At 69.5% G+C, this 15,063-nt stretch carries 9 protein-coding genes; 4 read left to right on the top strand and 5 right to left on the bottom strand.

The window, feature by feature from the left end; genetic code table 11:
• Positions 1-2 precede the first annotated feature (2 nt).
• From C7T91_RS17110 to C7T91_RS17100, 3 genes are all read left to right on the top strand, one after another.
• Positions 3-1,073 carry a class I SAM-dependent methyltransferase gene (locus tag C7T91_RS17110; protein WP_108260304.1) on the top strand — a complete coding sequence of 357 codons (1,071 nt, stop codon included), beginning with the start codon at positions 3-5 and terminating at the stop codon, positions 1,071-1,073.
• Between the two features lie 1,504 nt (positions 1,074-2,577).
• Positions 2,578-3,825, top strand: coding sequence for a thiolase family protein (locus C7T91_RS17105; protein ID WP_108260303.1), 1,248 nt, complete (start codon positions 2,578-2,580; stop codon positions 3,823-3,825).
• Positions 3,822-4,622: a metallophosphoesterase gene (locus C7T91_RS17100; protein WP_108260302.1), complete on the top strand. Its 801-nt coding sequence runs from the start codon at positions 3,822-3,824 to the stop codon at positions 4,620-4,622. The genes C7T91_RS17105 and C7T91_RS17100 overlap by 4 nt, the downstream gene beginning before the upstream one ends.
• Positions 4,623-4,628: 6 nt before the next feature.
• Here the strand turns inward: C7T91_RS17100 and ptsP are convergent, their stop codons facing one another.
• From ptsP to C7T91_RS17075, 5 genes are all read right to left on the bottom strand, one after another.
• Positions 4,629-6,914, bottom strand: coding sequence for a phosphoenolpyruvate--protein phosphotransferase (gene ptsP, locus C7T91_RS17095; protein WP_108260301.1), 2,286 nt, complete (start codon positions 6,912-6,914; stop codon positions 4,629-4,631).
• Positions 6,915-6,925: 11 nt separating this feature from the next.
• Positions 6,926-8,164 carry an aspartate kinase gene (locus tag C7T91_RS17090; protein ID WP_108260300.1) on the bottom strand — a complete coding sequence of 413 codons (1,239 nt, stop codon included), beginning with the start codon at positions 8,162-8,164 and terminating at the stop codon, positions 6,926-6,928.
• Positions 8,165-8,429: 265 nt separating this feature from the next.
• Complete coding sequence (xdhB, locus tag C7T91_RS17085; protein ID WP_108260299.1) at positions 8,430-10,772, bottom strand: xanthine dehydrogenase molybdopterin binding subunit; 2,343 nt, start codon at positions 10,770-10,772, stop codon at positions 8,430-8,432.
• Entirely contained in the window at positions 10,769-12,133 is a 1,365-nt protein-coding gene (xdhA, locus tag C7T91_RS17080) for a xanthine dehydrogenase small subunit (protein WP_108260298.1), read from the bottom strand. The genes xdhB and xdhA overlap by 4 nt, the downstream gene beginning before the upstream one ends.
• 205 nt (positions 12,134-12,338) lie before the next feature.
• A complete protein-coding gene (locus tag C7T91_RS17075; protein ID WP_108260297.1) occupies positions 12,339-13,481 on the bottom strand; it encodes a sensor histidine kinase in 1,143 nt (380 codons plus the stop codon).
• A gap of 465 nt (positions 13,482-13,946) precedes the next feature.
• Here C7T91_RS17075 and C7T91_RS17070 point away from each other — a divergent pair, with 465 nt between their 5' ends.
• Positions 13,947-14,963: an extracellular solute-binding protein gene (locus C7T91_RS17070; RefSeq protein ID WP_108260296.1), complete on the top strand. Its 1,017-nt coding sequence runs from the start codon at positions 13,947-13,949 to the stop codon at positions 14,961-14,963.
• Positions 14,964-15,063 lie beyond the last annotated feature (100 nt).

Here is a 15,063-nt window from a genome sequence, read left to right as displayed (position 1 = left end):
GCATGGCAGCCCCGTGGGGCGGCGGCTATCCCGTCGCGACGCGCTATCTGGAGACCGCCCAGCCGCTGCAGGCCCCGGAGCTGATCGACCTGGCGCTGCTCGCGGCGGGGTTCCTTCCGCCGCGGCGGGGCTGCTTCCGCTATGCCGAACTCGGCTGCGGCACCGGCTTCACCCTGATCGGGCTGGCCGCACTGCATCCCGAGGGCCAGTTCCTCGGCGTGGATTTCATGCCCGAGCATGTCGCCCGCGCCCGCGCCTTCATCGCCGAGGCCGGGCTCGGCAACATCGAGATCGTCGAGGCCTCCTTCGCCGAGCTTGCCGCCGCCGCCCCGCCCGAGGCGTTCGACTATGTGGCGATGCACGGCGTCTGGACCTGGGTGTCGGAAGAGAACCGCGGCCATCTGGCGGCGATCCTCGGGCGCTGGCTGGCCCCGGGCGGGGTCTGCTACAACGGCTATGCGGCTGCGGCGGGCTGGCAGGAGACCGCGCTGATCCGCCGGATTTTCCGCGAGGTGCCGCGCCTGCCCGGCAGGCCGCCCTTCGAGGGCGCCCGCGCCGCGGTCGATGCCTTCCTCGCCAATGGCGGCGGCACGGAGACCACGGCGCGGCTCTGGGAGCGCTTCGCGAAGCTGCCCGACAGCTACCTCGCCCATGATCTGGGCGCCGTCCATGCAACGGCCTGCTGGTGCGCCGAGGTCGCCGGGGCACTGGCCTCCGCCAAGACGGAGTTCGCCGCCCCGGCGGATCTGTTCGACCAGTTCGACCTGCTGCGCTTCGAGCCGGGATGGGCAGAATTCGTACGCAAGGCGGCGGCAGAGGGCTGGGGCGAGAGCGCCCGCGACATGGCCTGTGCCCGCGGCTTCCGCACCGACCTGTTCGGCCGCGGCACGCCGCGCCTTGGCGAGGCCGAACAGCAAGCCCGTCTGGGCGCGCTCGGGATTCCTCGGGCGCCATGTCTGGCCGGGCGCCGCCTGAGCGCGGCGGGATGCCGGATCCGGCCGCGCCCTTGGCCGGACCGGCCCGGTGAAACATTTCCGTGCAGCTCGGCCGGAGACCGCGAGGCCGCTTCCTGAGGTTCAAGCCGGAGCGCCGGGCGGCGAGCGTTGCCGCGGCAATGCTCCCGTGGGGGGCACGCCGTGAATTCAGGGGGGTCGCCGACCTGCACGGGCGAGCCCGCGAAGACCACGCGAAAGACCGCCAACTGGCACAGCTGCGATCATGCTTCGGAGAAGCGCGGCTCGCCGACCGTCTGGGCCGATCCTTCGATGCGGCGGGACGCGGCGCCGTCCGGACGGCGCGGCCGTCGGCAGTCCTCTGGCGGCGCGGCCATCTTGGCTTGGCTGACCCGAACTTCGACCGGGCATGGCAGTCCTTTGCGGGGCGACGGGTTCAGAGGCGGATCTGGCCGACGTTGGTCCTGCCTCGGCAGCGGCGGTCGACCTCTCCCAGTCCCTTGCGAGCCTTCGTCATGGTCCGGTCCGGGCGAAGGACCGCTCGGCGTCCCGTCGCCGGGGCAGCGCCTCGAAGCGCTTCGCGATCCGGCTGGTCGCGACGCGGAATTTGCGCCTGCATGGCCGACATCGGCTCAGACGTTCCCGAGCCCGGGGCAGGAGCTGCGGATCGGGGCGGGCACGGCCTCGCGCGCCGCATCCGGACCCCGGACGGCCGTCCGCTCGCCAGCCGGACGGTAACGCGCTGGTCCGTCTTCACGCGGTCGCCCGCTTTCACGGGGAGCGGAAGAACGGGCGCCATGGGTCGGGAGAGCGCGACTGGCGGTGCCACGGCCAGGCAGGCATCGCCGGGCGCAGCGAGTTGCCTGCGAAACCCATGACCGCACGGGCACGGCTACATGGCAAAAGTGGAGCCACCGGCCTGACCCGGCCCGTTTGCGGATCGCCTTCGCCCGGTTCGGGATCGTGCCCAGGCGGGGACTCTCGCCGTGGCGTTCTCCCGCCGCAGCGGTCGCCAGGATCTTCGCCTTGCGCACATCCAGTCCGATGAAGAGGCTATCCTGCATCCGGTCTTTCACCCATTCCTTAGTCCCGGCACCGGGCCATCCGGCACTGCCCTCGAGGGAGAATGACGCGGGAAAGGCTGCGGCCCCAGCCGTCTCGTTCCGCGATGACGGGGTCCGGGAACTGCGCTGGCGACCCGCCGCCATGGCAGGACAGCCATCGGCGCCCCGGCGCGGCAGCAGGCATCGCCCGAACCGGTTTGCGGGCCGGTTGGGAAAGCGCCTGCGCTACGATGCGGGAACGGGTCCTCCGGCTCTGTCGGCGCAGCACCTCTCGCCGATCCGGCAGGCAACCGGCGCCCGGGCGGCGCCAATGCCCACGGCATGGGAACCGCAGGGCAACGAGTCCGGACAACGGCCGCCGCCATCCGGGAAAACGCTGCCGGCAGGGGGGCGGTCCGCCAATGGCGGCGCATGAAGGCCAGGTGCCGCGGCGCGGTACCCGGCGCGTCCAGCGCCTGCCGATCCGGACAGATCTGGCACGGAGGTTGCCGGTTTCCTTGCCGGGAGGGTGCGGTTGCCCCGCGACCGTGCCGTGGACCACCGGGAGAGAGGAAAAGAAAATGTCCCTTAGAAATCGTGCCGTGATCGTGGGCGTCGGCGAGAGCGACATCGGAAAGATGCCGCACATGTCCGGGCTCGGCCTCAACGCGCAGGCGGCCCGGCGCGCCATCGCGGATGCGGGCCTGAAACATTCGCATATCGACGGCCTGCTGACGGCTTATTCCTTCACCGAGCCCTATTTCATGCTGGGCTCGGTGCTGGCGGAATACCTGGGCATTGCGCCGACCTATTGCAGTTCGGTCGTGGTCGGGGGCGGCTCGCCCGCGGCGATGCTGCATCACGCGGCCCAGGCGGTCGCGACCGGCGCGGCGAACTGCGTGCTGGTCTGTGCCGGCGAGAACCGCGCCACCGGCATGAGCCGCGACGACACGGTCAGCACCCTGACCGCCGTCGGCCACCCCTATTTCGAGGCGCCCTACGGCATCGGCATCCCGTCGCTCTACGGCCTGGTCGCGCAGGCCTACATGCACAGATACGGCACCACGCGCGAACAGATTGCGGCGGTGGCGGTGAACACCCGCAACCACGCCTTGCTGCACCCGAATGCCCACATGAAAAAGCCGATCACCGTCGACGACGTGCTCGCCTCCAAGCCGATCTCGGATCCGCTGAACATGCTCGATTGCTGCCTGATCTCGGATGCCGGCGGGGCGTTCATCGTGACCACGCCCGAGCGCGCGGCGGATCTGCCCGGCAAGCCCGCCTGGCTGGCCGGAATCGGCGAATGCCATACCCACGAGCACCTGACATCGGCGCCGAGCCTCAGCGAATTCGGCGCGGAAGAGTCGAGCCGCCGGGCCTATGGCATGGCCGGGCTGGGGCCGGCGGATATCGACGTGGCGATGCTCTATGACTGCTTCAGCATCGTGCCGATCATCGAACTCGAGGAAACCGGGCTGGCGCCGCGCGGCGAAGGCGGTGCCTTCTTCGCCGAAGGCCATGCCGCCATCGGCGGCAAGCTGCCGGTCAACACCCATGGCGGCATGCTGAGCCATGCCCATGCCGGGGCGGTCGGCGGCCTCATGAGCATCGTCGAGGCTGTCCGCCAGCTGCGCGGCGAAGCCGCGGGCCGCCAGGTCGCGCGCGCCGAAACCGTTTGGCGGGAAGGCAGTTCATCCCATTGGATCACGCCAGTGGTGGACGGACAGCGCGGACAGGTCAGGCCGCGGCCCGGGGTGTCCCCGCGCGCGGAATTGGCTAAGGAGGACGCATCGGCAACGTCCGGGCAGTCCAGGAGCCTCCCATGAAATTCATCGTCCTTTCGGACCTGCACATGACCCGTCCCGGCGAGCTGCTCGCCGGGCTCGATCCTGCGCTCAGGCTGGAGTTGGCGATCGACCGGATCAACGCGGCGCATGGCGATGCAGATCTGGTCGTGCTGGCGGGCGATCTGACCGACCGGGCGCGGACGGCGGCCTACGAGGCGCTGCGCGGCGCGCTTGGCCGGCTGGTGCCGCCATGGACGGCGACGCTCGGAAACCACGACAACCGCGAAGTCTATGGCCGCATCTTCGGCGCCGGCAGCCTCGACGGCAACGGTTTCGCCCAGTCGGCGCACCATGTCGGCGGTGAGGTCGTGCTGGTGCTCGACAGCCTCGAGAAGGGGCCGGGTTCGGGCGGCTGGGGGCTTGCCTCGGGGCGGCTCTGCGGGTTGCGGCTCGACTGGCTGCGCGGCGAGCTCGGGCTGGCGGCGGGACGGCCGGTCCATGTCGTGCTGCACCATCCGGCGCTGCAGGTCTCGGCGCTGCCCGATGCCTACCTGCTGGAGGATCCCCGCGAATTCCTGGAGATCCTCGACGGCTATCCCGACATCCGCGGCGTGACGGCGGGCCATATCCACATGGCGACGACGACCCTGCGCCGCGGCATTCCCTATCACACGATCGCGGGCGGCCACGCCACCACGCGCGAGGAATTCGGTCCGCACGGGGCACGGGTGCGGCTCGAAGGGCCGGGGCAGATGGCGGTGGTGATCAGCGATGCCGAGCACACGGTGGTGCATTTCGACAATTACGTCGACCACCACCCGGTGATCGCGGAGTGAGGCGGCTCAGCCCGCGGCGCGCTGGCTGGGCTGGGCGGGCTCGACGCTGAGATCGAGCGTCGCGAGATGGCGCATCAGCGCCGGGCGGACCGACTGGTCGCCATTGGCGCGGGCCTCCTCGACGACCTTGCGCACCTCGCGCAGGTCGGAGCGGCGCAGCAGGTGCTTGACCGGGCCGACCGAGGCCGGGCGCATCGACAGCGAGCGCAGCCCCATCGCGGCGAAGCACAGCGCCTCGACCGGCCGGCCGGCATCCTCGCCGCAGAAGCTGACCGGGGTGCCGGTCTCGTTGCAGCGGTTGACGATCTGCTGGATGAAGCCGAGGAAGCTGCCGTTGAGCGTGTCATAGCGGCGCCGGACGCGTTCGTTCTCGCGGTCGGCGGCGAAGAAGAACTGCTTCAGGTCATTGCCGCCGATCGAGATGAAATCCGCCATCTCGAAGAACTGCCGCGGCGCGAAGGCCATCGACGGCGTCTCCAGCATGGCACCGATCTCGACCTCGGCGGGCAGGGCATGGCCCATCACCTTCTCGCGCTCGAGCTCCTCGAGGAACATCTCGCGGGCGGCGCGGAATTCGTCGAACTGGGCGACGAAGGGGAACATGACGGTCAGCGGGCGGCCATGGGCGGCGCGGATCAGCGCCTGCAGCTGCATCCGCATGATGCCCGGCTTGTCGAGCCCGACCCGGATGGCGCGCCAGCCGAGCGCCGGGTTCGGCTCCTCGGTGCGCTTCATGTAGGGCAGGACCTTGTCCGAGCCGATGTCGAGCGTGCGGAACACCACGCGCTTGTCGCCGGCCGCATCCATCACGCGGGCATAGATCTGCGCCAGCTCGCCGCGGCGGGGCATCTTGTTGCGGATCAGGAACTGCAGCTCGGTGCGGAACAGGCCGACGCCCTCGGCGCCGCAGGTCGACAGCGAGGGCAGGTCGACCAGAAGCCCGGCATTCATCTGCAGCGAGACGGTCTCGCCGCAGAGCGTGGTGGCGGGCTCGTTGCGGATCGAGGAATAGCGCTCCTGCGCCTTGGCCTGCATGGCGAGCTTGTCGCGGAAGGCATTGGCGATGGTCTCGTCGGGGCGCAGGTGGACGACGCCGTTCTCGCCGTCGACCAGGATCGGATCGCCGGTCAGCGCCTCGGTGGTGATGCCGGGGGCGTTGATCACCAGCGGGATCGCCCAGGCGCGGGCGATGATCGCCGCATGGCTGCCGACCGAGCCTTCCTCCAGCACGATGCCCTTGAGCTCGCGGCCATAGTCCAGCAGCTCGCCGGGACCGATGTTGCGGGCGACCAGGACCGGATTTTCGGGGCGCTCGGCGCCGGTATCGCTGCCCTGGCCGGTCAGCTCGCGCAGGAGCCGGTTCGACAGGTCGTCGAGATCGGTTCCGCGGGCGCGCAGATAGGGGTCGGAGGCGCGGGCCAGCCGGGCGCGGGCCGCGGATTGTTCCTTCTCCACCGCCGCCTCGGCCGACAGGCCGCGGGCGATGTCCTCTTCCATGCGTCTGAGCCAGCTCTTGGAATTGGCGAACATGCGGAAGGTCTCGATCACCTGGGTGGCTTCCTCGTCGCCGGAGGAGGCGGTGTCGAGCATCTTGTCGAGCGACACGCGCAGCCGCGCGACGGCGGCGCGCAGGCGTTCCAGCTCGGTCTCGGGATCGTCGCCGATCGGATTGGTGACCACCACGCGGGGATCGTGCAGCAGCACGCGGCCCTCGGCAGCGCCTTCCTGTCCGGTGCTGCCGCGGAACACCACGGGGCGCTGGTGCAGCGGCGACAGCGCCGCGCCTTCGTCGAGGAAGGCGCCCAGCTCGGTCATCTCGGCCAGCACCATGGCGACGACTTCGACGCCGTAGAGCTCGTCCTCGGAATACTGGCGGGCTTCCTTCGACTGGACGACCAGCACGCCGAGCACCTGGCCGAGCCGCTGGATGGGCACCCCGAGGAAGGAGGTGAAGATTTCCTCTCCGGTTTCCGGCATGTAGCGGAAGCCGGGCTCGGCCGGGGCATTGGTGGAATTTACCGGCCGCCTCGTGCGGGCGACCTTGCCGACCAGGCCCTCGCCGAGCCGCATCCGCGTCTTGTGGACCGACTCGGCCTTGAGGCCGAAGCTGGCGCAGAGCTCCAGCGTGTCCGCGTCGCGGAACAGGTAGATCGAGCACACATGCGTGCCCATCGATTCCGCGATCAGCTGCGTGATGCGGTCAAGCCGTTCCTGTCCCGCGCCGCCGCTTGCAAGGGCTTCGCGCAGTCGTCCGAGGAGCTTGCGGCTCTCTGTTTCCTGGGTCTGGCCCATGGGCCTCCGGTTCAGGCTGCTTTGTCCAGTCCGAAGGCATCATGCAGGGCCTGCACCGCGAGTTCCATATATTTCCGGTCGATGAGGACGGAAATCTTGATCTCGGAGGTGGAGATGACCTTGATGTTGATGTTTTCGGCTTTCAGCGCTTCGAACATTTTCGCGGCGACGCCGGCATGCGAGCGCATGCCGATGCCGACGACCGACACCTTGCAGGTCTCGGTGTCCTGGACCAGCTCGGCGAAGTTGAACTCGCCGCGCTCCTTGGCCTCCATCAGCGCGCGCTCGGCGCGCAGCACCTGGTCGACCGGGCAGGAGAAGGTCATGTCGGTGCGCCCGTCTGCCGAGACGTTCTGCACGATCATGTCCACGTTGATGCCCGACTGGGCCAGCGGGCCGAAGATGGCGGCCGCGATGCCGGGGCGGTCGGCCACCGACAGAAGGGTCATCTTGGCTTCGTCGCGGGAATAGGCGACGCCGGAGACAACTTTGCTTTCCATGATTTCCTCCTCGTCGCAGACCAGCGTGCCGCTGGTCTCGTCGGTTTCCTCGAAAGATGACAGGACGCGCAGGCGCACCTTGTAGCGCATGGCAAGCTCGACCGAGCGGGTCTGCAGGACCTTGGCGCCGAGCGACGCCAGTTCCAGCATTTCCTCGAAGGCGATCTTCTCGAGCTTGCGCGCCTTGCCGGTGATGCGCGGATCGGTGGTGTAGATGCCGTCGACATCGGTGTAGATGTCGCAGCGCTCGGCGTCGAAGGCGGCAGCGAAGGCGACGGCGGTGGTGTCCGAGCCGCCGCGGCCCAGCGTGGTGATCCGGCCCTCTTCCGAGATGCCCTGGAAGCCCGCCACGACGGCAACCTTCATGCCTTCGCCGAATTTCTGGTCGATATTCGCGCGCGGGATCTCGAGGATGCGCGCCGAGGAATGGGCCGAGGTGGTCTTCAGCGGCACCTGCCAGCCTTGCCAGCTGCGCGCCGGAACGTCCATTTCCTGCAGCGTCAGCGCCATCAGCCCGGCGGTGACGTTCTCGCCCGAGGAGACGACGGCGTCGTATTCGCGCGCGTCGAACAGCGGCGAGGTCTCGCCGACCCAGCCCACCAGCTCGTTGGTCTTTCCCGACATCGCCGACACGATGACGATCACATCATAGCCGCGGTCCACTTCGCGGCGCACCTTCTCCGCGGCATTGTGGATGCGGTCGAGGTCGGCAACAGAGGTGCCGCCGAATTTCATCACGAGGATGGGCATGGCGTATCCTTCCGGGCGGCCCGGAAGGTCCCCGGGCGGCGTAACACGGCGGCGGTCTTACGGTGCCGGTCCCGCATGCGCAAGGGCACTAACGTGCTGCGCCGCAGCAGGATGCGCGGATGCCGCAGGCGGCGCGGCCCAGAGCGCGGGAAGGAAGGGAAAGCGCGCCATGGCGGCCTCGAGCTCCGCCCCGGCGAGGGCAGCCCCGCCGAACATCGCGGGCCATGCGCGGCCACGGCGCTTGCCAGCTCCCCGCGGTCGAAGCTCATGGCTGCACCCGCTCCACCGCCCAGAGCAGCCGCTCGGGCGTCGCGGGCGCGTCAAGGCAGGGATAGGCGGCGCCGCAGGCCGCGACCGCGTCGGAGAGCGCCAGGAAATTCGAGATGCCCAGCATGAAGGGCGGCTCGCCCACGGCCTTCGAGCGGTAGATCGTGTCCTCGCGGTTCGGCCGGTCCCAGAGCGCGACGTTGAAGACCGGCGGCCGGTCCGAGCAGGCCGGGATCTTGTAGGTCGAAGGCGCATGGGTCCTGAGCCGCCCGGCCTTGTCCCAGACCAGCTCCTCCATCGTCAGCCAGCCCGCGCCCTGCACATAGGCGCCTTCGACCTGGCCGCGGTCGAGCGCCGGGTTCAGCGAGCTGCCGCAGTCATGCAGGATGTCGGTCCGCAGGATGCGGTTCTCGCCGGTCAGCGTGTCCAGAACGACCTCGGTGCAGGCGACGCCATAGGCGAAGTAGAAGAACGGCCGTCCATGGCCCGCGATCCGGTCCCATTCGATCTTCGGCGTCTTGTAGAAGCCGGTGGCCGACAGGCTGATGCGCGACTCGTAGGCGGCCTTGGCGACCTCCTCGAAGCTGTAGCTTTCGCGGCCCACCGAGACGCGGTCATCGGCGAAGATCACCTCGCGCGGGCTGGCCTGGTGGCGTTCGGCGATGAACTCCGCCAGCCGTCCGACGATCGTGTCGCAGGCGGCGCGGACCGCCATGCCGTTGAGGTCGCTGCCCGAGGAGGCGGCGGTGGCCGAGGTGTTCGGCACCTTGGCGGTGTCGGTGGCGGTGATCTTCACGCGGGCCAGCGGGACGCCGAAGCGGCTGGCGGCGACCTGAGCGACCTTCTGGAACAGGCCCTGGCCCATCTCGGTGCCGCCATGGTTCATCGCGATCGTGCCGTCCTGGTAGACATGCACCAGCGCGCCGGCCTGGTTCAGATGGGTCAGGGTGAAGCTGATGCCGAACTTCACCGGGGAAAGCGCGATGCCGCGCTTCAGCACCGGGCTCGCCTCGTTCCATTTGCGGATCGCAGCGCGGCGGGCGGCGTAGTCGCAGGACTCGGCCAGCGCCCCGGTCATCTCGTGCAGCTCGAAATCCTCGACCGGCATGCCATAGGGCGTGACCTGCGGCACCGCATGCGGCCCCGGCACCACGCCGCGGCCGTCCTCCATGCCCGCGGGCAGCGTTTCGGGCAGGCGGGGCACGGTGTCGTAGTAGTTGAGCTTTCGCACCTCCAAGGGATCGCGGCCGACCGCATGGGCGACATGGTCGAGAACCCGCTCGACCGCCACCATGCCCTGCGGCCCGCCGAAGCCGCGGAAGGCGGTGGCGCTCACCGTGTTCGTGCGCAGCCGGTGCGAGGTGATGCGCACATGCGGCAGGTGATAGGCATTGTCGGCATGCAGCATCGCCCGGTCGGCGATGGCGTGGCTGAGGTCCTGCGACCAGCCGCAGCGGCAGAATTGGGTGAAGTCGATCCCGGCGATCCTGCCCTCGGCATCGAAGCCGACGCGGTAGTCGATGCGGAAATCGTGGCGCTTGCCGGTGATCACCATGTCGTCGTCACGGTCATAGCGCATCTTGGCGGGCCGCCCGGTGCGCTGCGCGACCACGGCGGTGGCGATGGCCAGCCAGTTGCCCTGGCTCTCCTTGCCGCCGAAGCCGCCGCCCATCCGGCGGGTTTCGACGCGCACGGCATGCATCCCCACCTCCAGCGCCTCGGCGACCTTGTGCTGGATCTCGGTCGGGTGCTGGGTCGAGGAATGCACCAGCATGTCGCCGCCCTCCTGCGGCACCGACAGCGCGGCCTGGCTCTCGAGGTAGAAATGTTCCTGGCCGCCGATCTCCATCGAGCCCTCGACGCAGCGGGCGGCGCCGGTGATGGCGCGGTCCGGATCGCCCTGGCCCCAGACCAGCTTCTCTCCGAAGAAGCTCCGGGCCTTGAGCGCGTCGTCGATCGACAGGACCGGGGTCTCTTCCGCGATCTCCGCCTTGCCGAGCGCCGCGGCCCGCCGGGCGGCTCCGTGGCTGGTGGCGGCGACGAGGAACAGCGGCTGGCCCGCGAAATGGATGTCGCCGGTGCACAGCAGCGGCTCGTCATGCGCGCCGGGCGAGCAGTCGGGCACACGAGCGAAATCCGCCGCCGTCAGCACCAGCACCACGCCGGGCGCGCTGCGCACCGCATCGAGGTCGAGCGAGACGAGCTGTCCCTTCGCCGCTTTCGACAGGCCGAAGGCGAGATGCAGGCAGTTGGCGGGCACCGGAATGTCGTCGACATAGCGCGCCGCGCCGGTGACATGGAGGGCGGCCGCGTCATGCGGCAGGGGGGTCGCGACGCTCATGCGGACACCTCCAGCACATTGGCCGCGGTGCCCTGATCCTCGTGGAAATAGCGGATCAGCATGTTGGACGCGGCTTTCAGGCGGTACTCGGCGCTGGCGCGCATGTCGGAAAGCGGCGTGAAGTCTTCGGCCATCTTCGCGGCGGCGGCGGTGACGGTCTCCAGCGACCAGGGTTGGCCGACAAGGGCCGCCTCGACCGCGGATGCGCGCTTCGGGATGCCGGCCATGCCGCCGAAGGCGATGCGGGCGGCCGTGACGCGGCCGTCCTCCACGCTGACCGACAGCGCGCCCAGCACCGCCGAGATGTCCTGGTCGAAGCGCTTCGACAGCTTGTAGCATTTCAGACGGTCGGGCTGGCGCGGGATGCTGACGGCCTCGACGAATTCGCCCGGGTTGCGGTCTTGCTTGCCGTAGTCGAGAAAAAACGATTCCAGGGGCAAGTTGCGCTTCTTGGTGCCGCGGCGCAGGTGCAGCGTGGCGCCGAGCGCGATCAGCGCGGGCGGGCTGTCGCCGATCGGCGAGCCGTTGGCGATGTTGCCGCCGATCGTCGCCGCGTTGCGCACCTGGGTGGAGCCGTAGCGGCGGATCATTTCGGCAAGCCCCGGATGATGCGCTGCGATGGCGGCGCCGAAGTCGGTGACGGTGGTCATCGCGCCGATGCGGATCGCGTCCTCGGTGACGGTGATCCCGGCGAGCTCCGGGATGCGGTTGAGGAAGGCGACCGGGCCCAGCGGCCGGAACTGTTTGGTGACCCAGAGCCCGACATCCGTCGCCCCGGCGATCAGCGTCGCGCCGGGATGGGCGAGATACCACTCGGCCAGCGCCTCCACGGTCTCCGGCATGTCCGACCCGGGCGTGCCGAGCGCCGCCAGATCTTCCGCCATCCAGTCCGGCACCGGCGCGGCGGCAGCGGCCTCGGCGGCGCGGATGATCGGCGCATAGCCGGTGCAGCGGCAGAGATTGCCCGCCAGCTTGTCGTCGTAATCGGTCGCCCCGGCCATGTGGGCGACGGCCATCGAGGCGACGAAGCCCGGCGTGCAGAAGCCGCATTGCGAGCCGTGCAGATCGACCATCGCCTGCTGCACCGGATGCAGCTGGCCCTCCGGCCCGGCGATGCCCTCGACGGTGCGTACCGCGCGGCCATGCAGCTGCGGCAGGAACAGGATGCAGGCATTGAGCGCGCGCGCCCCGTCCCCGTCCGTCACCATCACGGTGCAGGCGCCGCAATCGCCCTCGTTGCAGCCCTCCTTGGTGCCCGTCAGCCCGCGGCTTTCGCGCAGCCAGTCCAGCAATGTCGTCGTGGGGGAGATGCCGTCGAGGCGCACAAGCTCTCCGTTCAGGAGAAACGAGACGTCGGCCATGGTCGTCCTGTCGCCGCTTTCTCTGCACGGGGACCCTGAAAGCAACCGGGTCCGGGCCGTCCCTGCCCGATGCGGCGGAAAGCGGGGGCGGCGAAAATGTCCGGAACCCAGCTTGGCGGAATTCCGGCCCATTGCAAGCGGGCCGGACCGGGGTGTTGCACTTTTCCGGGCGGTTGCCTCTCTTTTCGGCAACCGGCGAAAACGGTCAGATCTCGACGCGGCCCATCGGCAGGGCCAGCCGGTGGCGCAGCCCGTCCGCGCGCCAGTCGGTCTCCATCGTGCCGCGGAAATGGCCGCGCACGGTCATGTCGACGAGCCGCGAGCCGAAGCCGCTGCTCGAGGGCGCCTCGATCGGCGGGCTGCCGGTCTCGGTCCAGTCGAGCACCAGCCGTTCGCCCTCAAGCGTCCAGGTGACGGCAAGATGCCCTTCGGAGACCGAGAGCGCGCCGTATTTCGCCGCGTTGGTGGCGAATTCATGCAGCACCAGCGCCAGGTTGGTCGCGCCGCCCGCACCCAGAGACAGGGTCGGGCCGTCGACCGTGACATGGTCGTCCTTGCGCATCAGATGCGGCTCGAGCAGCGTCACCACCAGCGCCTGCAGCGAGACATCGGCGCGGCCCTCGGCCTCCTGGGTCACGACCGGGCGGATCAGGTCATGGGCGCGGGCCAGCGCGTTGATCCGGCCGCGCAGGGTCTGGGACATCTCGGCGGGGCTTTCCGCGGTGCGCGCGGTCATGCCGATCATGCCGGAGACGACCGAGAACAGGTTCTTCACCCGGTGGTTCAGCTCGCCGACCAGCAGCTGGCGCTGCGCGACCTCCTGGCGGAGCCGGATCTCGCTTTCGATGATGGCGCAGAGATCGACCAGCACCTTCAGCTCGCGGTCTTCCCAGTCGCGGGGCTTGTCGTCGATGGCGCAGAACGAGCCCAGCACCTGGCCGTCGGGACCGTGGATCGGCACGCCGAGATAGGCGACCACCGACATGTCCGCGACGGCGCCGTTGGCCTGCATCAGCGGATGGTCGCGGGCATCCTCGACGGCGAGCGGCCGGTCGCAGGTCACGACATACTGGCAGAAGCTGTGCGACAGCGGCGTCTGGCGGGCGCAGGCGACGGGCTCCGGCAGGCCGACATGGGCCTTGAAGAACTGCCGCTGGTCATCGACCAGCGCCATCAGCCCGACCGGCACGCCGAGCACGTCGGTCGCCAGCCGCACGGCACGGTCGAAGGCCTCCTCGGGCAGGGTGTCGAGCAGGGCGGTGCGCTCCAGGGCGGCAAGACGGTCGGGATCCGCGAGGCGGTCCTGGTGATCGGCGGGGACCTCCGGCGGAAAGCGGTGTTTCGGCACGCGTGTCTTGCTCCAAGGGGCACTGGGCCCAATTACTTAAAACCGAACGTTCTATAGACCGGCGCCTGTCGCGAGGGGAAGCCGGAAATGGGTAGGGCTGGGCGGACGGCGGGGACCCGCCGGAAGGCAGGGCATTGACCGGCATTCTGGCCCGGACATGCACATGGCTTGGCTATTGCCTTGCGCTTCTCCATCTCGGCATTGCCAACGCTTTTCCGGCGGCAAGTGCCGGCACCTGCACGCAGGGCCGGGCCGACCGGCTCGGCGGCATCGTGTTTTCCGCAGCGGCGCGCCTCGTTGGGGGCTGCATCTCGGCCGGCGGGCGGGACGCGGCCTTGCCCTGTCGGTGCCGGTGCCGCCCGCAGCGGGCCATGCCGTGCCGATGTGGCTGGTGCCGCGCGCTTCGGCTGCCGCGCCCCGCCCCCTGGACCGACCCAAGACCCCGACCAACACGGAGACCCTGCCATGAAGACCGCCCTGCCGCTTCTCGCCCTCGCGGGCACGATGGCCAGCCCCGCGCTTGCCGCCGACCGGACCCTGACCATCTCGGTCTATTCCTTCGCCCAGGACGAATACCGCGAAGCGCTCTACGATCCGTTCGAGGAGATCTGCGGCTGCGAGCTGGTGGTGGAGACCGGCAACAGCGTCGAGCGCATGGCCAAGATCGAGGCCAATGCCGCCGATCCGGTGATCGACATGGCGGTGATCTCCACCCAGGACGCGCTGAGCCTGGCGCGCAAGGGGCTGATCCAGCCGCTCGACAGCGCGAAGCTGTCGAATGTCGCCAAGCTCTACGACAGCGCCAAGGATCCGATCGGCGGCAACATGGCGGTGGGCTACACCTATTATGCCAGCTCGATCGTCTACCGCCCGGACCTGGTGGAGATCGGCAGCTGGGGCGATCTGCTGGGCGCCGATCTGGCAGGCCAGGTGGCGCTGCCGAACGTGACCACGACGCAGGGCCCGCTGACGCTGATGATGCTCGGCAAGGCGCAGGGGCACGAGGATGATTTCGCCCCGGTGATCTCGTCGATCGGCGACCATGCCGACGATATCGTCACCTTCTTCTCGCGCTCCTCGGAGCTCGTGCAGCTGATGAACCAGCAGGAAGTCATCGCCGCCCCGGTCGGCCGCTTTGCCTGGGCCAGCTTCAAGAATGCGGGCCTGCCCTTCGCCTGGGCCGAGCCCGCGGAAGGCCAGGCCGGCGGCATGAACGTGATGATCCTGACCAAGGGCAACGGCAACGAGGACCTCGCCTACGAGTTCATGGACTACTGGCTTTCGACCGAGGTGCAGACCCGGATCGGCGAGAGGCTGATCGACAGCCCGGCCAACAGGGAAGCCGTGCTCAGCGACGAGGCGGCGGAGAACCTGACCTACGGCGCCGAGGTGATCGAGGCGCTGAACATCCTTCCGGCGGCCGAGGTGCTCGACAAGCGCGAGGCCTGGGTCTCGCAGTGGAACGCCGAAGTGATCCGCTGACACGGCCGGGCGGCCTGCCAGCCGCCAGCGCCCCCCGCCATGGGCTCCGGCCGCTCCCCCGGGCCCATGGCTCCCTCCACCGTTCCAGACAGACGGGATC

The sequence above is a fragment of the Mangrovicoccus ximenensis genome (assembly GCF_003056725.1).
Taxonomy (GTDB): domain Bacteria; phylum Pseudomonadota; class Alphaproteobacteria; order Rhodobacterales; family Rhodobacteraceae; genus Mangrovicoccus; species Mangrovicoccus ximenensis.
Note: the sequence above shows the minus strand (reverse complement) of the source record. Positions and strands in the feature narration are given on the sequence as shown.

Excerpts from the sequence above, each read along its gene's own strand:
- C7T91_RS17110 (WP_108260304.1), top strand. The coding sequence starts at position 3 with ATGGCAGCCCCGTGGGGCGGCGGCTATCCCGTCGCGACGCGCTATCTG.
- xdhB (WP_108260299.1), bottom strand. The coding sequence starts at position 10,772 with ATGAGCGTCGCGACCCCCCTGCCGCATGACGCGGCCGCCCTCCATGTC.
- C7T91_RS17090 (WP_108260300.1), bottom strand. The coding sequence starts at position 8,164 with ATGCCCATCCTCGTGATGAAATTCGGCGGCACCTCTGTTGCCGACCTC.
- C7T91_RS17105 (WP_108260303.1), top strand. The coding sequence starts at position 2,578 with ATGTCCCTTAGAAATCGTGCCGTGATCGTGGGCGTCGGCGAGAGCGAC.
- C7T91_RS17070 (WP_108260296.1), top strand. The coding sequence starts at position 13,947 with ATGAAGACCGCCCTGCCGCTTCTCGCCCTCGCGGGCACGATGGCCAGC.
- xdhA (WP_108260298.1), bottom strand. The coding sequence starts at position 12,133 with ATGGCCGACGTCTCGTTTCTCCTGAACGGAGAGCTTGTGCGCCTCGAC.
- ptsP (WP_108260301.1), bottom strand. The coding sequence starts at position 6,914 with ATGGGCCAGACCCAGGAAACAGAGAGCCGCAAGCTCCTCGGACGACTG.
- C7T91_RS17100 (WP_108260302.1), top strand. The coding sequence starts at position 3,822 with ATGAAATTCATCGTCCTTTCGGACCTGCACATGACCCGTCCCGGCGAG.